We start from the raw sequence: 16,051 nt of genomic DNA on the forward strand, positions 1-16,051 counted from the left end.
CAGACGCGGCGCTCCCAACCGGGCTTCGGCCAGCGTCCATTCCACGAGCTCGGGCAGCGTCTTCGCCGGGCACTCCAGAACGAGACCGCCCGCGCAGTACAGCGATCCGTCGCCGGCCAGCACGCCGAGGGGGCCGTGGGCGAACCGTGTGTCGTCGGCGGCCCGCTGCTCCGGAGCACGCTCGGCCTGCGCCTGCCGGGAGGACCGCGGCGACCCTGCGGCGGCCGGGCGGCGAACGCTGCCTCTTGCCGCCCGATCGCGGGCGGGACGCGGCATTACGTCCGGTGCGGGTACGGGCACGGGATCGGCCCCTGACAGCGGCACGGGGGCGGCGGGCAACGGCGACTGGTCGTCCTCGGCCGACCGAGCCGGGCCGGGCTCGGCTGCGCGCCCGGTCGACGGCTCCGAACCGTTCGCGGGTGACCATTCGGGCTCGGCCTCCGGCGACCTCCCCGCATCAACTTCGGACCGGAGCCCGGCCACCGGTTCGTGCGCCGATACGACGCTCGCACCGCGCGCCCGCTCCGGACCGGGTTCGGCGGACGTGCCCGCGGGAAAACGGGCCGCGAGTCCTTCCAGCAGGTGCCGGTACGCCTCGCGCTTGTCCCCCGCCGGCTCACTGCGTCCGGCTTCCCAGGCGATCACGCTGGCGGAACGCACCTTGAGGGCCTGGGCCACGGCCGCTTCGGTCAGCCCGGCCGCCTCGCGCAGCCGCACGCGCTCGGCCGGCGGCGGCAGGACGCGGCCGGTCTCGACGGCGTGGAGAAGGGCCTCGACGGCTCCCAGCAGCTCGCCCGAACCACCGTGGCGTGAGCCCGCGTCCTCCGCCGGGCCGCGGCCGGTCCGCTCGGACGGTCGCCGCGTCACCGCCGCACTCCGTCGCCCTGGCTGCGATTCCGGGCCGAGGCCACGGTCCGCGCTCCGCGGTCGCTCACACCCGCATCCTTCTGTTCCCGCACCGGACTTCCCTGTTCACCGCAGCGTATCAACGGCGCCTGACAGTCCCGCCCGCCGCGCCACGGTCGACCCCCGGCCGGCGCGACGGCCCTGGCGCGGCGCGCGCGTCGCGCCCCAGCCGGGTGCCGCGCACCCACAGCGGCGAACCGTGCCTCAGCCGAGGGCGTCCCGCACGGCGAGCGCCACCTCGTCCGCGTGCTCGGGTGTCACCCGTTCCGGCTCCGGCCTGCGCAGCAGCGCGAAGACACGCGCTCCTCGATGTTCCAGGGGCATGTCGTGCATGCGGGGCACGATGTGGAAGTGCACATGTGCGAAGCCTTCGGCCTCCGCGAACTGGACGACGTACGTCTTGGCGCAGCCGGTCACGGCCAGGAGGGCCCGGGACAGCCGGACCTGCCACTGTCCGAGCGCGCCCGCCTCCGCGTCGGTCAGGTCGTGCACCGCTGTCACATGGCGGCGTGGCAGCAGCACCAGCCAGCCGGGAAGCGCGGTGTTGAAGTCGTGGGCCACGCGCCACAGCCCGTCGTGGGCCACCCGCTCGCGCGGGGGAAGGTCGTCGAACAGTGCTTCGTGGCGGCACGCGTAGCAGTCCGAAGGCGTCATGGCCGGGATCCTAGAGCCGTGCCGCCCCTCAGGAAGGTGTCATCGTGACGGAACCCCTGGGCTTTCGCTGCTCGCTGCGGCGGGTCACCGCCGTCCGGCACGGGCAGAGCAGCGCGAACGTCGTGTTCGCGCGGGCCGTCCGGACCGGGGACACCGCGGAGGCGGTGCCCGAGCCGTGCGACGCCGTGGTGCCGCTCTCTCCGCTGGGCGTGGCCCAGGCGCGGGCGGCCGGGCAGTGGCTGGGCGACCTCTACGGCGTGGACCGGCCGACCGTGGTGGTGTGCTCCCCCTACATGCGGGCGGTGCAGACCTGGGAGGTGATGGCCGGGGCGGCCGGGAAGCTCGGCGTGGTCCCCGCCGAGGCGTTGCTGGACGAGCGGCTGCGCGACCGGGAGATGGGCGTGCTGGAACTGATGACGCCACCGGCGATGCGGGCTCACGCGCCCGAGGAGGCGGAACGCCGCGAGCGGGTGGGTGAATGGTTCTACCGGCCGCCCGGGGGCGAGTCGATGGCCGACGTCCTGCTGCGGGTGCGGGACTTCCTCAACGAGGTGTCCGTCAACGCGCCCGGTGAGCACCTGCTGATCGTCGCCCATGACGCGGTGGTCCTGGCGGTGCGTCAGATCCTGGCGGGCATCGGCGCGCCGGTGCCCGGGCTCCTGCCGATCCCCAACGCCTCCGTCTCCCGCTGGGACAGCGACGGTTCCCTCATGCGGATGACGGAGTTCGGCGCGATCGACCACCTCTCACACCTCTGAACCCACCGCATCAAGCCGCTGAACCCCGCCGCGCGAACCGACCGGGCCGGACCTCTTGAGAGGACTTCTTTGCATGGGTGTCATGCCGCCGGCGTCGCTGGGCGCGGGGTGGCTGCTGACGGTCGCGGGCGCGCGCTCGTCGGTGCTCGTGCTGGCGGCGGTCATGCTGGGCTGCGCGGTCGCCGCCTCGCTGAGCCCGGCCGTCCGGCGCGCGCCGGCGCTGCCGGCGGCGGGCCCGCCGGACGCCGGCGGCCGGCCATGACGACCAGCCCGGCAGGGGCACGCCCACGGCCGCGCCACGCCGCTGTCAGAAATGCGTGGCGATGCCGAACCGCTCACGCAGCCGCGCCATGTCGTGCAGGTCGCGGTCGGACGGGTCGTATCCCTGGTGGAAGAACACCTGCTGTTCGGCCGACAGGCACGGCACGGTGGTTCCGCCGATCGTGCCGGTGACGAAGCACGAGGCGGGATAGGCGAACGGCACGCCGGGGTCGAGCGAGGCCTGGAGGGCGGATCCGTCGTCGGCGAAGACGAGCGGGTGCAGATCGATCTCGCGGCCGTCGGGGTGACTGACCACGAAGCGGACCGGGCGCCAGTCGAGCGTCTCGGTGAAACCGGCGGCGGCCAGCGCGGCGACCAGCGCGGATTCCTGCTCCTGACGGTGCATCAGGTCCACGTCGCGGTGCGGGCGGGTCTGCTCGCCGAGCAGGGCGTCGATTCCCCACCCGCCCCCGATCCAGATGTCTGCGCCGGCCTGCCGCGCCACGGCGACGACGGACAGCACGTCCTCAGCGGTCATCACCCGGCGCACGGTAGCGAGCCCTCTCGGCGGGGGCGAGCGAATTCCGCCCCTCCTGCACCGCGTGGCCGTAGGAGCGTGCCAGGCCGTCGAGTTCGGGCTCGCCGAACTTCGCGCGGAGCCGCGCGAAATCCTCCACCTTGTCCTCGCCGAACCGGCGGACGTGCTCGGCGTAGCTGTCGGCGTTGACAAACCGGGGCGGACTGGTCTTGCTGTGGAACTTGTCGGCGTACATGACCAACTGCTCCTCCGTCGTCACGGCGACGTAGTCCCCCTCGGGGAGCGGCAGTTGCTGCACCACGATGTCCTGGCGGGTGAGTCCGACGCCGGTGTGGCAGGAGCAGAACCGGCACAGTTCCTCGGGGAATCCCGCGCCGCGCAGGATCTCGTGGCCGAGCAGCCCGTGGAGCAGGTAGCTCTCGTCGCTCCTGCGGCCGGAGGCGTCGTAGAGGCGGTAGACGCCGATGTCGTGGAGCAGGCAGCCGGCCCGGACCAGGTCGCGGTCGGCGGCGGTACCCGTGGTCTCGGCGAGCTGGTCCGCGATCTTCGCGACGATCTCGCAGTGCGTGTAGACGCTGTCGAAGAGTTCGGGGGACGGGGCGTGGCGCTGGTGGAGCGCGCGGATCTCGTCGGTGGTGGGCAGGCGCATTCCCGTCACCGTACCGGGGTCCGTGCGCGGGCCGGCGTTCGGCGTCACGGTGAGGCGACCAGGGCGGCGACCGCCTCGACGACGACCTGCCGCCGGCGGTCGGCCGTGTCGTCGGCGAGGCGGGCGTCGAGTTCGGGGGTGTGCGAGCTCCAGAAGCCGGAGAGGTGCAGGACCAGGCCCAGCAGCTCGGGTGCGGTGAACCGGGTCGGCAGCAGGCCCTGGCGCTGCGCTGCGGCGACCGCGTCGATCTTCGCGGCGTTGCTCTCCAGGACGATGGGCAGCAGCGTGCCGCTTCCGGCGCGCTCCAGCCGGTACCAGGCGGCGAGCCGCTGCACCCAGGGGCGGGCCTGGTAGGAGTCGAAGAGGCGGCCGGCGTACTCGGGCAGTTTCGCCGGGTCGATGGGGACGGCGTCGAGCGTCTCACGGCACATGAGGTCGAAGACGGCGTCGAAGAGACCGTCCTTGCTGCCGAAGTAGTGGTAGATCTGCGCCTTGTTGCTCGCGGCCGCGGCCGCGATGCGGTCCACGCGGGCCCCCGCGATGCCGTAGGCGGCGAACTCCTCCGTCGCCGCCCGCAGCAGCCGTCGGCGCGTCGCCTCCGCGTCCCTGTTCATGACAGCCACTGTAGCAACTAACCGGATAGTTGACAGCGGACCGTTTCAGGTGTCCCATGGAAGAAAGAAGCTAACCAACCAGTTAGTGGGCTGAGCGGACAGGAGTCCTCACATGTCGTACGTCTTTCTCGTCAGCGGGGCCTCCCGCGGCCTCGGACGCGAGATCGTCCGCGCCGCGGCCCAGGCCGGCCACCGAGTGGTCGCCGGTGTGCGGTCGCCGTCCGCCCTGGCCGACCTCGTGGCGGAGCACGGGGAACGCATCGCGGTCGTCCCGCTCGACGTCACCGACGCGGACCAGGTGCAGGTCGCCGTGCGCACTGCCGTCGACCGGTTCGGCCGACTCGACGTGCTCGTCAACAACGCCGGGTACGCCAACGTGTCCTCGGTCGAGGACGTCCCCTTCGACGACTTCAGCGCCCAGGTGGACACCAATCTCTTCGGGGTCGTGCGGCTGACGCAGGCCGCCCTCCCGCTGTTCCGCGAGCAGCGGTCGGGCCACATCGTCCAGGTGTCCTCGGTCGGCGGCCGGATGTCCACGCCGGGGCTGTCGGCCTACCAGGCGGCCAAGTGGGCCGTCGGCGGCTTCTCCTCGGTGCTGGCCAAGGAGGTGGCGCCGCTGGGTGTCAAGGTCACCGTGCTGGAGCCCGGAGGCATGTCGACGGACTGGGCGGGTTCGTCGATGCGGGTCGACCCCGTGCGGCCGGAGTACGCCCCGACCGTCGGCGCCATGGCGGCCATGCACGGTTCGGGAAGCACCTCGGCCAGCGATCCGGTCAAGGTCGCCCGGCTGGTGCTGGACGTCGTGGCGCTCGACGAACCGCCGGTGCGGCTGCTGGTCGGCCCGGACGCGTACGCCTACGCGACCGCGGCCGGGCGTGACCTGCTGGCCGAGGACGAGCGCTGGCGCGAACTGAGCGAGTCCACCACGGCCGACGGCGCGACGGCGGAGCACATCGACCCGCTCGGGCACTCCGCGCGCTGAGCCGCCGGCCGCCGGGAACGCGGTAGGACGTCGGGGCTTGCCCGGAGGGGCGGGCCCCGGAGGGAAGCCGCGGGTCAGCGGACCCGGACTTCCTCCTCCTCGTCGGTCTCCTCACCGGGGACGTGCACGTCGCGGACGTTGACGTTGACCTCGACGACCTCGAGGCCGGTCATCCGCTCGACGGTACTGGCCACGTGAGAGCGGATCCCGGCCGCCGCGTCCGCTATCTCGGTGCCGTAGAGGACGACGATGTCCAGGTCGATCGCGGCCTGCTTCTCACCGACCTCGACCGACACCCCGCGGGTGTGGTCGGCGGAACGCGCGACCCGGTCGCGGACGGCCCCCATCGCGCGGGTGGTACCGCCGCCCATGGCATAGACGCCCTCCACCTCGCGGGTCGCGATGCCGGCGATGGTGGCGACGACACTGTCGGCGATGACGACTTTTCCGTTGACGCCGCCCTTGTGCCGGTTGGTGTTGGAGGAGTCCGAGGACGTGGACGAATTCGACGAGAACGTGTCCGTGGCTGCCATGGGGAAGGTCCCCTTCGCTGGAGGGTGGTACGGGCGGTGAACCGCCGGGCTCTGGGGCCGCACGGCGGCTCGGGAACCGGCGCCGCGGCGCCGAACCGGCCTGCTGGCCGGGGGCGTGGAACGAACCGGCCTTCCCTGCCACTGTGCAGCCGTTCGGGCGACCCCGCCACTCCACGTCCGGTCCGCGCAGCCGTCCCGCTCGGCCGGATCACCCCGCGTCCGGCCCTCCCCACACCTCCGCCGCGCACCCACCCTCACCGTGCGGTTCAGCTTCACCCTCACCCTTTACCTGAGGTTCCATCTTGGGCCTGGGGAGGCAGCGCAACGGCCCCGCCCGTGCCCGCCGGGTGCGGCGGGACGGGCGGGGCCGTGGAGCGTGACAGGCCGGGTGCGGCCGGCCGCGCGCGGTCCGGGTCAGGAGCCGACCGGCGCCAGCTTGTCGACGATCCCCGGGTTCTGCTTCAACCAGGCGTGCACACCGTCCTGTTCGTGGCCCTGTCCGGCCTTGTGCACGGCGGCCTCGAGCGAGGTCAGCTGCTTGTCCGTGAGGTGGAAGCCCTTGAGCCAGGCCGCGACCTTGGGCTCCTTGGCGCTGAAGCCCTTGTGCGCGAGGGTGTGCACACCGTCGCCGCTGCCCCAGGCGTTCAGCGGGTCCTTCAGCTTCTTCAGGCTGTGGGTGTCGTACGCCCAGTGCGGCGACCACAGCGTCACCACGACCGGCTCCTTCGCCTTGATGGAGCGGTCGAGCTGGGCCAGCATTCCCGCGGTCGAGCCGGCCACGACCTGGTACTGGCCCTTGAGTCCGTACTTGGCCAGCACCGTGTCGTTGAGCAGCTTCATCTCGCCCGCGCCGGGCTCGATGCCGATGATGCGGCCCTTGAACTCGCCGCTCTTGCCCTTGAGGTCGGCCAGCGAGTTGACGTCCTTGACGTACGACGGGACGGTCAGCTCCAGGGACGTCGGGCCGTACCAGGAACCGAGGTCCTCCAGGCTGTCGCGGTACTTCGCCCAGTACGAGGCGTGCGTGGTCGGCAGCCAGGAGTCGGTCTCGAAGTCGATCTTCCCGGTGGACATGCCGGTGTAGAGGGCGCCGACGTCGTACTGCGTGACCTTCGGGTCGAAGCCGCGCTCCTTGAGGATCTCCTGCCACAGGAAGGTGGTGGCGACGCCCTCGTCCCACGGGATGTAGCCCATGTCGATGGAGCGGCCCTTGCCCACGTCGTCCTTGGCGGGGACGGTCGCCTCGTTGGTGCCGCTGCCCGCGAAGACGTTCATGCCGCCGGCCACCAGGGCCAGGGCGACCACGCCGACCACGGCGAGGGACGCCTGCGGCCGGTAGGCGAGGACCCGCCGGCCGGCGCGCTGCGGCAGCGCGGCGGCGGCCCGGCGGCCGACGGCGGTGACCCGGCCGCCCAGCGCACCGGTCATCCGGTCCAGGTACATCGCGAGGATGACCACGGACACGCCGCCCTCGAAGCCGAGGCCGATGTCGACCTGGCTGATGGCGGTGAACACCGACTGGCCGAGGCCGCCGCTGCCGACCATGCCGGCGACGACCACCATCGACAGGCCCAGCATGATGACCTGGTTGACGCCCGCCATGATGGTCGGCAGGGCCAGCGGGAGCTGCACCCGCAGCAGCGTCCTGGCCGGCGGTGTGCCGAACGCCTCGGCCGCCTCGACCAGTTCGGCGTCGACCTGGCGGATGCCCAGCTCCGTCATACGGACGCCGGGCGCCAGTGCGAAGACGATGCACGCGATGATGCCGGGCACGACGCCGACGCCGAAGAAGAAGATGCCGGGGATCAGGTAGACGAACGCCGGCATGGTCTGCATGAGGTCCAGGGCCGGGCGCAGCACGGAGCTCACCGTGCGGTTGCGCGCCGCCCAGACGCCCAGCGGCAGCGCGACCACCAGCGTCACGACGGTGGCGACCAGCACCAGGGACAGGGTGTCCATGGCCTGGTGCCACTGCTGCACCGAGTCGATGAGCGCGAAGCCGGCGAAGGCCAGTACGGCCGCCAGCGGCCCGCGCAGCCACAGCGCGAGCACGGCGAGGATCCCGGCGAGCAGCAGCGGCTGCGGGCCGGTGAGCACGGCGTCCACGCCGTCGTACATCCCCGACACGATGCTCGAGACGACGTCGAAGAGGCCGCTGAAGTGGTCGCGCAGGAAGGAGACGACGTTGTCGGCCCAGTCTCCGAGGGGAATCCTAGGCATGCGCCTTCACCCCCGCGGCGGGACGCCGGTCCGCGAAGGCGGCGCCGCGGTCGACGTCGGCCATGAACGAGGCGACGTAGTCGTCGGCGGGCCGCAGCAGCAGGTCCTCGACGCTGCCGTTCTGCACGATGCGGCCGTCGCGCATGACGGCGATGCGGTCGCCGATGCGGACGGCCTCGTGCGGGTCGTGGGTGATGAAGACGATGGTCTTGCGCAGCGTCCGCTGCAGTTCCAGGAGCTGTTCCTGCATCTCGCGCCGGATCAGCGGGTCGAGCGCGCTGAACGCCTCGTCCATGAGCAGCACGTCGGCGTCGGTGGCCAGGGCGCGGGCGAGTCCGACGCGCTGCTGCATGCCGCCGGACAGCTCGTCGGGCCAGGACTGCTCCCAGCCCTCCAGACCGGTCAGCCGCAGGGCCTCCTCGGCCCGTTCCTGGCGCTCCGGGCGCGGCACGCCCTGCACCTCGAGGCCGTAGGCGGCGTTGTCGACCACGGTCCGGTGCGGGAAGAGCGCGAAGTGCTGGAAGACCATGCTGATGCCGTGGGCCCGCACGTGGCGGAGCTCGGCGGCGTCCAGTGCCGTGAGGTCGCGTCCCTCGTAGTGCACGCTGCCCGCGGTCGGGGGAAGCAGCCCGTTCAGGGTGCGCAGCAGCGTGGACTTGCCCGAGCCGGACAAGCCCATGACGACGAAGATCTCGCCTTCAGCCACCTCGAACGACGCGTCGATCACCGCCGCGGTGTCACCGCTCTCGCGCAGTTCCGTCTTTCCGGCGCCGGCCCTGAGCCGTTGCACCGCTTCCTCCGGTCGTGGCCCGAACACCTTGTACAGATGCTCGACCTGCAGCCTTGACACATACACCTCACGGGTCGCGCGAAGAGCGACCCGCATCCCCCGCGGGCGGATCGCTCACTGTCCAGCCGCCGCTGCCCGTGAAATCTCGATGCAAACTACACCGTGTTCCAGATCACATCCGTCCCGTACAACCAAAGTCGGCACACACGCATCAGGCGGCGGGCGCCGGAGGGCTTCAGACGGCCGTCGCGGGCCCGTCCACGCGGATCACCATCGCGGCGATGTCGTCGTCCAGCGCACCGCGGCTGTAGCGGACGAGCCGGTGGTGGAGGGCGTCCAGGAGGGCGCGGGGCGACGCGGCGTCCTGGGTGCCGGCCCACTCGGCGAGCGGGAAGAACACGCCCGCCCGGTCGCGGGTCTCGGTGACACCGTCGGTGTACAGCAGCAGCCGGTCACCGGCGGCCAGCGGCAGCGTGTCGACGGTGTACGCGTCGCCGATCAGCGCGGCCATGGTGATCGGCGGGGAGGCGTCGGTCGGATCCAGGACGCGGACGCCGCCGTCGTGCAGCAGCAGGGGCGGCGGGTGACCGCAGTTCAGCAGGTCGAGGCTGCGGCTCCCCGGGGGGATCTGGGCGAACACGGCGGTGGCGAAACGTTCCGCGGACGCGGTGGGGTCGTTGCGGGTCTGGCTGTAGCGGGTCATGCAGCGGTCCAGCCGGCGCGCGATCGCGACGAGGTCGGGCTCCTCGAAGGCCGCATCGCGGAAGGCGTTGGTGATGGCGCCGGCCGTTCCCACGGCTGACAGGCCCTTGCCCCGGACGTCACCCATGAGCAGCCGCACCCCGTGGGGTGTGTCGAGAGCCTCGTAGAAGTCGCCGCCGACCCTGGCCTCTTCTGCGGCCGCCAGGTACAGCGTCTCGATGCCGAGGTCACGCAGGCGGTGCGGCATCGGGCGGAGCACCACGGACTGCGCGGCCATGGCGACCGACCGCACCTGGCTCAGCGTGCGTTCCCGCTGCAGGCGCACATGGCCGGCGTAGGCGGCCGCGGCGGTGACGGCGAGGATGGCGGCCGCGGTGAACGAGGTGGCGTCGGGGTTGTAGACGATCTCGATGATCAGCACGACGGCGAGAGCGAGCAGGCCCAGGGCGACGGTCGCGGCCACCGACCACATCGATGCGGCCAGCGCGGGCGCGGCGGGCAGCAGGCGGCTGACCGCGAAGTCCTTCGGCGTCATGAGCGCCAGCCCGCAGATCACCCCGGCCAGCACCAGCGGCGCCCAGAAGGCGCGCGGCCGCGGCTGCCGCCCCGTCCGGGGACGGCGGTGCCAGGGCTCGTCCTCGGGGGGATCGTCGCTCGCCACCAGCCGAGCGTAAACCGGATGATCAGAACATTCCGCCCCAACGGCGCGGCCATACCTCCGTGCTTTCAGCCCTCCACGGCCAGCCGCAGGCCCAGCAGCACCAGCACTCCCCCGGAGATCTGCTCCAGCCGGCGGCGGACCCCGGCCCGGGAGATCAGGGAACGCATCCGCCCCACGAACCAGACGTAGAGCCCGTAGTAGCCGACCTCGAACACCGCCCAGATGGCCGCCAGGGCGATCATCGCCGGCAGTTCGGGGTCCCCTGCGGGCACGAACTGCGGCAGGAAGGACAGCGCGAAGACGGCGGCCTTCGGGTTCGCCAGGTTCAGCAGCAGCCCCGAGCGGTAGGCCCGGAAACCGGCGCGCCGCTCCGGAGGCCTCGACCGGGCGGCCTCCGGGAGCGGATCGCCGCCGGCGGCGGCGTTCGCGCTCACGTTCGCGTTCTCCGCGGCGGGTGCCGCGTCGCCGTCGGAGTGGCGGGCCGCCCGCGCGGCCCGGAGCGTCTGGACGCCGAAGCCGACGAGGACGACCGCGCCGACGATCCGCATCGCGTCGTAGGCGGCCTGGGACGCGGCGAGCAGCGCGGTGAGCCCGCAGGCGGCGACGATGCCCCACAGGAAGACCCCGGTCTCGTTGCCGAGCACGGTGAGGAAGCCCGCGCGGCGGCTGCGCAGCGACTGACGGATGATCAGCATGGTGCTGGGACCGGGCGACGCGGCGATCAGCACGCAGGCGCCGAGGAAGGCGGGGAGGACCGCGAGGAAGGCGGGGACGGTTGCGGGCATGGCGTCATCGTGCGGCCCGGGCGCCGGTCTGTCCATCACGATGTCCCGCCGGATGCCGGCGCCGGCCGCCGGGGGGCGGCTCGCCCGTCCGGACCGCCGGAAAGAACCGCGGCGGGCCCGGGAGAGGATCTAGGATCCTGCGCGGGCGGCGACGCCGTGTCGCCGGCCGGGTACCGGGAGGAGTCACGACGTGCGCAGGTCATGGCGGTCGGGTTGCGCGGTGGCGGCGGGAGTGCTGGCGGTGGTGGCGATGCCGGCGACGGCGCACGCCACTCCGGCCTCGGGGGTGAGCGCGGTCGTCCTCGCCCAGCAGACCGTGGGCGGCAAGGACTACATCCTGCGGGAGATCACGCTCCAGCCGGGCGGCAGCACCGGCTGGCACTACCACGACGGAACGCTGTACGCGTACGTCCGCCAGGGCACGCTCACGCACAGCGACCACACCTGCGCCACCGACGGGACGTACGCGGCGGGAACGGCGTTCGTCGAGCCGAGCGGGCCCGGACGTGTGCACATCGGGCGCAACCTCGGGACGACCCCGGTGGTGCTGGACGTGCTCTACGTCGACCCCGCGGGCAGCCCCTTGTCGGAGGACGCGCCGAACCCGGGATGCCCGTTCCGGTGACGGCCCCGGACGCGGACACGCCGGCCGTTCCCGCCGCGGTGCGCGGTGGGAGCGGCCGGCGTGTCCGGCAGCGGGTCAGGCCGCGACGGTGCCCGACTCGGCGATGACGACCTTGGAGCTGGTGCGTCCGCTCTGCGAGCCCTTGCTCTCGATGAGGCTGACCAGGTCCTGGCCCTCGACGACCTCGCCGAAGACGACGTGCTTGCCGTCGAGCCACGGCGTCGCCACGGTGGTGACGAAGAACTGCGAGCCGTTGGTGTTCTTGCCGGCGTTGGCCATGGACAGCAGGAACGGGCGGTCGTGCCTGAGCTGGAAGTTCTCGTCCGCGAACTTCTCGCCGTAGATGCTCTTGCCGCCCGTGCCGTCGCCACGGGTGAAGTCACCGCCCTGCAGCATGAACTGGGGGATGACACGGTGGAAGGCCGAGCCGGCGTAGCCGAAGCCGTGCTGGCCGGTCGCCAGCTCACGGAAGTTCTGAGCGGTCTTGGGAACGACGTCGTCGAAGAGCCGGAAGACGATCCGTCCGGCCGGCGCGCCGTCGATGGTGATGTCGAAGTACACGTTGTCCATGACCCCCATCCTGGCATCCCCTCCCCGTGTGACCGAATCGCGGCGTGCCCGGGCCGGGCGTTTCGCCGGACTCGGCCGCACACCGGTTATCGCCTGGCCGTGCGCGAGGGGGTTCGGGGATACTCACCGGCCATGAAGGACAGACCCCCGGGTGTCCGCGACGACGACCTCGTCGCCGCGCTGGCGGACGGATGGGGGCTCACCGCGCGGGCGGTCGCGTACCGGCCGGTGGGCTTCGGCAGCCACCACTGGACCGCCGAGGTCGCGGACCCGGGCCGGGGCGGCTCGACGCGCCAACTCTTCGTCACCGTGGACGTGTTGAGCGGCGAGCGCCCGGCCGCCCTGGCACGGCTCACTGCGGCCCTCGACACCGCGCTGGCGCTGCGCCGGGACGCCGGCCTGGAGTTCGTGGTGGCGCCCGTCCCCGACCGGACCGGGGCGACCGTCCGGCTCCTGGGCGAGCGGCACACCGTCGCCGTGTTCCCGCTCGTGGACGGCGTGGCCGGGGACTTCGGCCGGCATCGCCGCGAGGACGTGCCCGCCGTGCTGGACCTGCTGGTCCGGCTGCACGGGGCGGCCGTCGCGAAGGCGCCGCGGGGGGATCTGGTCCTGCCCGGCAGGAACGACCTCGAGGCCGCCCTGCTGGACGTCGGCCGGCCCTGGTCCGGTGGCCCCTTCGCGGAACCCGCGAGGGCGCTGCTGACCCGCCGAACCGACCTACTGCGCACGATGCTCGGCGCGTTCGACCGGCTGGCCGAAGAGGTGCGGGAGGCCTCCGGCACCTGGGTCGTCACCCATGGCGAACCGCATCCCGGCAACGTGATCCGCGGCGCGACGGGCCTGTGCCTCATCGACTGGGACACCGTCCGGCTGGCCCCGCCGGAGCGGGACCTGTGGATGCTCGACGGCGACGCGGAGTTGCTCGCCCGCTACACCCGCGAAACCGGCCACCCCGTCTCCCCCACGGCGCTGGCGCTGTACCGCCTGTGGTGGGACCTCGCCGACATCGCGGTCTATGTGGCCGAACTGCGCGGCCCGCACGAGGCGGGCGAGGACACCACGGCGGCGTGGACGTATCTCCAGGGCCACCTGGCCGGCTGACCCCGGCGGCCGTCAGCGGTCCCGCCCATGGAGGCGGGCGAGGCGGGCCGCCTGGGCTTTCGTCCGCCGACGGGCGCCCTCCGCGCGCCGTCGCGCCACCCCGCACCACCCCATGCCCCTTGCGCCGCCCGGCCGTCGCCGGCCGGGCGGCGCACAGCAGAAGCGTCACATCGTGATAGCCCGTACGGTGAAAGGTGAGGAGGGTCTCAGCCTGGAGGCGCGATGACCGTGTCCAGCCTTGGCGACGGCGCCCTGCCGATCGGTGACGAGGGCCTGGCCGCCGTCGTGGTCGACAGCCGGGGCACCGTACTGCGGTGGACCGCTACCGCGCAGATGCTCACGGGTTTCACCGCCGGTGAGATCTGCGGACGCCATGTGACCGAGCTGCTGGCCGGAAGCAACGGCGGCCCGGGCGCGGCCCCCAGCGCCGAGCAGGCCGTGATCCCGGCGTCCGGGAGGGTGCCGCTGCGGCACCGGCCGGGGGGAACGGTCGACACCGTCTTCCGCGCCACCCCGATGGACGGCCCCGGCGGTTCGCTGATCCTGGCGGCCTCGGCGCGGCAGGTGACCGGCCGTGAGCAGGAGGTCGCGCTCTTCGACGCCGTCTCCGGCAACCGCGGTATCCGCATCGCCCTCCACGACGCCGACCTGGCCGTCGTCCAGACCGGCGCGACGCCCGACGGCGCCTTCGGCCCCCAGTTGCTGCCTGGCAGCCGGCTGGGGGACGTGGCCGTCGCCGAGGACGCCGAACGCGTCGAGAGGCTGCTGCGGCACGTGCTCCACACCGGCGTGCCGATCATGCGGAACAAGGAACGCCTCACATCACGGCACGACCCGCGGCGGGAGTGGGTCCTGTGCTGGTCGGCGCTGCGTCTGGAGGACGAGCAGGGCCGGCCCGCGGGTGTGGCGTCCGTGTTCGTGGACGGCGGGCGGCCGCCCGGCCCCGAGCGGCTGACCGATCTCGTCCGGGAGACGGCCGAGCGCGTCGGGGACTCGCTGGACGTGCCGCGCACCGCGCAGGAACTCGTCGGCGTGCTGGCCCCCGGGTTCGCCGACGCCGCGGCCGTCGACCTGGTGCAGGCGGTCCTCGTCGGCGAGGAGCCGCCGCGGTGGACCGGTGACGGCGAGGGGCTGCGGGGTGTCGCCACGGCGCCCGCGGGCGCCCCCTGGGGACCGCGCCCCGACCAGGGCGACCCGGTGCTGCGGCACCCGGGCTACCTCGGGCTGCGCCACGGCAGGTACGGGGAGGCCGTCTCCCTGACCCGGGACGAGGTGGCGGCGGCGCTGGGCGCGCGCATGGCCGACGCGGTCTTCCCTGACGGCTTCCATTCCGTCGCGGTGGCCCCCATCGCGGCCCGTGGCCTGGTGCTGGGGGCCGTCTCCGCGTGGCGGGTGGGCCCGTCGGAGCCGTTCACCGCGGACGACGCGGCCCTGCTGCAGGCGGCGGCCGCGCGCGGCGCGCTCGCCCTGGACAACGCGCGCCGCTACACCCACGAGCACCGGGCGGCCGGTGTGCTCCAGCAGCGGCTGCTGCCGCCGTCGACGACCGACACGCCCGCGGCCGAGACGGCCGGCGTGTACCTTCCCGCGGGCCGTGGTGCGGCGGTGGGCGGTGACTGGTTCGACGCCATCCCCCTGCCGTCGTTCCGGCTGGCGCTGGTCGCCGGGGACGTCGTCGGCCACGGCATCCAGGCCAGCGCCACCATGGGCCGGCTGCGCACGGCCATCCAGACCCTCGCCGACCTGGAACTCGATCCCGAGGAACTCCTCACGCGGGTGGGTGACCTCGTGCAGCGGCTGGCGCACGAGTCGGAGCCGCACTCGCACGACGTGGTCGGCGCCACCTGCCTGTACGCGATCCACGACGCCGTGACCCGGCGCTGCACCATGGCGAGCGCCGGTCATCCGCCGCCCGTGCTGCTGCGCCCCGGCAAGGAGGCGGAGATCGTCGATGTCTCCCAGGGACCGCCGTTCCCCGTGGCCGGGGCGCCCTACGAATCGGCCACGATCGGGCTCGAACCCGGTGACGTCCTCGCCCTCTACACCGACGGTCTGATCGAGCAGGACGCACAGGGGCGGCTCCTGGCCGACCTCGGCGAGGGAACACGGCGGCTGGCCGCGGCACTGACCTCCGTCTACGACCCGGACCGCCCGCTCGCCGAGACCGGCCGGGCGATCATCGCCGAACTCGGCATCGACGCCCCGCACGACGACGTGGCGCTGATGCTGGCGCGGGCCCGGGCCGTGTCCGAGGACTCGATGGCGAGCTGGGACTTCGCGGCCGATCTGGAGGCGGTGGCGCACGCGCGCGAGGCGACCGCCCGCCAGCTCGCCGACTGGGGTCTGGAGGACCTCGCGTTCACCACCGAACTGATCGTCAGCGAGCTGGTCACGAACGCCGTGCGGCACGCCCGGCCGCCGATCGGGCTGCGGCTGATCAAGAACGGCGTGCTGGTATGCGAGGTCTGCGACGCGAGCCCGACCCAGCCGCGGATGCGGCGGGCGCGCACCACCGACGAGGGCGGCCGCGGCCTGTTCATCGTCGCCCAGCTCTCCTCGCGCTGGGGCTGCCGGTACGGGCGGGACGGCAAGACGATCTGGGCCGAGCAGCCGATTCCGGACGAGCCGGAGGACGGCATTCCGTCCGGCTGACCGGCGAGGGCGATCCGCGGGCTGACCGGGGAGTCACCGGGGCAGGCTTG

The 16,051-nt window shown here is 73.0% G+C and carries 16 protein-coding genes and 1 pseudogene; 6 read left to right on the forward strand and 11 right to left on the reverse strand.

Annotated elements, in window-relative coordinates:
- Both K7862_RS37965 and K7862_RS31350 read right to left on the reverse strand, forming a co-directional pair.
- Positions 1-867 (reverse strand): helix-turn-helix domain-containing protein (locus K7862_RS37965; RefSeq protein WP_504740065.1); only part of this gene is annotated, 867 nt, incomplete at its 3' end.
- 243 nt (positions 868-1,110) lie between these two features.
- On the reverse strand, positions 1,111-1,560 hold the full coding sequence (locus K7862_RS31350; RefSeq protein ID WP_222968259.1) for an HIT family protein: 450 nt from the start codon (positions 1,558-1,560) through the stop codon (positions 1,111-1,113).
- A 44-nt stretch (positions 1,561-1,604) separates the two neighbouring features.
- Here K7862_RS31350 and K7862_RS31355 point away from each other — a divergent pair, with 44 nt between their 5' ends.
- Together K7862_RS31355 and K7862_RS31360 are read left to right on the forward strand one after the other, a co-directional pair.
- Positions 1,605-2,318 (forward strand): histidine phosphatase family protein, encoded by a 714-nt coding sequence (locus K7862_RS31355; protein ID WP_308012294.1) that lies wholly within the window; start codon positions 1,605-1,607, stop codon positions 2,316-2,318.
- 73 nt (positions 2,319-2,391) lie between these two features.
- Positions 2,392-2,580, forward strand: coding sequence for a hypothetical protein (locus tag K7862_RS31360; protein ID WP_222968261.1), 189 nt, complete (start codon positions 2,392-2,394; stop codon positions 2,578-2,580).
- A 45-nt stretch (positions 2,581-2,625) separates the two neighbouring features.
- On the opposite strand, the gene K7862_RS31365 is transcribed toward K7862_RS31360, so the two are convergent.
- From K7862_RS31365 to K7862_RS31375, 3 genes are read right to left on the reverse strand one after another with little or no spacing between them, the layout of a single operon-like run.
- The gene (locus K7862_RS31365; RefSeq protein WP_222968263.1) at positions 2,626-3,117 is read right to left on the reverse strand and encodes a nucleotidyltransferase domain-containing protein; all 492 of its coding nucleotides are present in this window, start codon (positions 3,115-3,117) and stop codon (positions 2,626-2,628) included.
- Positions 3,107-3,766 (reverse strand): HD domain-containing protein, encoded by a 660-nt coding sequence (locus K7862_RS31370; protein WP_222968265.1) that lies wholly within the window; start codon positions 3,764-3,766, stop codon positions 3,107-3,109. The genes K7862_RS31365 and K7862_RS31370 overlap by 11 nt, the downstream gene beginning before the upstream one ends.
- Before the next feature lie 44 nt (positions 3,767-3,810).
- Positions 3,811-4,380, reverse strand: a complete 570-nt coding sequence (locus K7862_RS31375) for a TetR/AcrR family transcriptional regulator (RefSeq protein ID WP_222968267.1) — start codon at positions 4,378-4,380, stop codon at positions 3,811-3,813.
- 112 nt (positions 4,381-4,492) lie between these two features.
- Between K7862_RS31375 and K7862_RS31380 the strand changes: the two genes are divergently transcribed.
- Positions 4,493-5,362, forward strand: coding sequence for an SDR family NAD(P)-dependent oxidoreductase (locus K7862_RS31380; RefSeq protein ID WP_222968268.1), 870 nt, complete (start codon positions 4,493-4,495; stop codon positions 5,360-5,362).
- Positions 5,363-5,436: 74 nt separating this feature from the next.
- Here K7862_RS31380 and K7862_RS31385 read toward each other — a convergent pair whose 3' ends face one another.
- From K7862_RS31385 to K7862_RS31405, 5 genes and pseudogenes are all read right to left on the reverse strand, one after another.
- The gene (locus K7862_RS31385) at positions 5,437-5,895 is read right to left on the reverse strand and encodes an Asp23/Gls24 family envelope stress response protein (protein WP_222968269.1); all 459 of its coding nucleotides are present in this window, start codon (positions 5,893-5,895) and stop codon (positions 5,437-5,439) included.
- Between the two features lie 414 nt (positions 5,896-6,309).
- On the reverse strand, positions 6,310-8,115 hold the full coding sequence (locus K7862_RS31390) for an ABC transporter permease/substrate binding protein (RefSeq protein ID WP_222968270.1): 1,806 nt from the start codon (positions 8,113-8,115) through the stop codon (positions 6,310-6,312).
- A 13-nt stretch (positions 8,116-8,128) separates the two neighbouring features.
- Positions 8,129-9,001: pseudogene (locus K7862_RS31395) on the reverse strand (quaternary amine ABC transporter ATP-binding protein); the annotation flags it as partial.
- Between the two features lie 139 nt (positions 9,002-9,140).
- Positions 9,141-10,268, reverse strand: coding sequence for a PP2C family protein-serine/threonine phosphatase (locus K7862_RS31400; protein ID WP_308012295.1), 1,128 nt, complete (start codon positions 10,266-10,268; stop codon positions 9,141-9,143).
- A 65-nt stretch (positions 10,269-10,333) separates the two neighbouring features.
- Positions 10,334-11,053: a LysE family translocator gene (locus K7862_RS31405; RefSeq protein ID WP_222968271.1), complete on the reverse strand. Its 720-nt coding sequence runs from the start codon at positions 11,051-11,053 to the stop codon at positions 10,334-10,336.
- A 190-nt stretch (positions 11,054-11,243) separates the two neighbouring features.
- Between K7862_RS31405 and K7862_RS31410 the strand changes: the two genes are divergently transcribed.
- Positions 11,244-11,678 (forward strand): cupin domain-containing protein, encoded by a 435-nt coding sequence (locus tag K7862_RS31410; protein ID WP_372461704.1) that lies wholly within the window; start codon positions 11,244-11,246, stop codon positions 11,676-11,678.
- 75 nt (positions 11,679-11,753) lie between these two features.
- Here the strand turns inward: K7862_RS31410 and K7862_RS31415 are convergent, their stop codons facing one another.
- Complete coding sequence (locus K7862_RS31415; protein ID WP_222968272.1) at positions 11,754-12,248, reverse strand: peptidylprolyl isomerase; 495 nt, start codon at positions 12,246-12,248, stop codon at positions 11,754-11,756.
- A 132-nt stretch (positions 12,249-12,380) separates the two neighbouring features.
- Here K7862_RS31415 and K7862_RS31420 point away from each other — a divergent pair, with 132 nt between their 5' ends.
- Together K7862_RS31420 and K7862_RS31425 are read left to right on the forward strand one after the other, a co-directional pair.
- Complete coding sequence (locus K7862_RS31420; protein ID WP_222968273.1) at positions 12,381-13,349, forward strand: phosphotransferase; 969 nt, start codon at positions 12,381-12,383, stop codon at positions 13,347-13,349.
- 222 nt (positions 13,350-13,571) lie between these two features.
- Positions 13,572-16,001, forward strand: coding sequence for an ATP-binding SpoIIE family protein phosphatase (locus K7862_RS31425; protein WP_222968274.1), 2,430 nt, complete (start codon positions 13,572-13,574; stop codon positions 15,999-16,001).
- Positions 16,002-16,051 lie beyond the last annotated feature (50 nt).

The organism is Actinacidiphila acidipaludis (assembly GCF_019890725.1).
Lineage (GTDB): Bacteria > Actinomycetota > Actinomycetes > Streptomycetales > Streptomycetaceae > Actinacidiphila > Actinacidiphila acidipaludis.

What these genes read in the sequence shown, in the direction of transcription:
- K7862_RS31350 (WP_222968259.1), bottom strand. Translation starts at nt 1,560, where the DNA reads ATGACGCCTTCGGACTGCTACGCGTGCCGCCACGAAGCACTGTTCGAC.
- K7862_RS31360 (WP_222968261.1), top strand. Translation starts at nt 2,392, where the DNA reads ATGGGTGTCATGCCGCCGGCGTCGCTGGGCGCGGGGTGGCTGCTGACG.
- K7862_RS31365 (WP_222968263.1), bottom strand. Translation starts at nt 3,117, where the DNA reads ATGACCGCTGAGGACGTGCTGTCCGTCGTCGCCGTGGCGCGGCAGGCC.
- K7862_RS31370 (WP_222968265.1), bottom strand. Translation starts at nt 3,766, where the DNA reads ATGCGCCTGCCCACCACCGACGAGATCCGCGCGCTCCACCAGCGCCAC.
- K7862_RS31375 (WP_222968267.1), bottom strand. Translation starts at nt 4,380, where the DNA reads ATGAACAGGGACGCGGAGGCGACGCGCCGACGGCTGCTGCGGGCGGCG.
- K7862_RS31380 (WP_222968268.1), top strand. Translation starts at nt 4,493, where the DNA reads ATGTCGTACGTCTTTCTCGTCAGCGGGGCCTCCCGCGGCCTCGGACGC.
- K7862_RS31385 (WP_222968269.1), bottom strand. Translation starts at nt 5,895, where the DNA reads ATGGCAGCCACGGACACGTTCTCGTCGAATTCGTCCACGTCCTCGGAC.
- K7862_RS31390 (WP_222968270.1), bottom strand. Translation starts at nt 8,115, where the DNA reads ATGCCTAGGATTCCCCTCGGAGACTGGGCCGACAACGTCGTCTCCTTC.
- K7862_RS31405 (WP_222968271.1), bottom strand. Translation starts at nt 11,053, where the DNA reads ATGCCCGCAACCGTCCCCGCCTTCCTCGCGGTCCTCCCCGCCTTCCTC.
- K7862_RS31415 (WP_222968272.1), bottom strand. Translation starts at nt 12,248, where the DNA reads ATGGACAACGTGTACTTCGACATCACCATCGACGGCGCGCCGGCCGGA.
- K7862_RS31420 (WP_222968273.1), top strand. Translation starts at nt 12,381, where the DNA reads ATGAAGGACAGACCCCCGGGTGTCCGCGACGACGACCTCGTCGCCGCG.
- K7862_RS31425 (WP_222968274.1), top strand. Translation starts at nt 13,572, where the DNA reads ATGACCGTGTCCAGCCTTGGCGACGGCGCCCTGCCGATCGGTGACGAG.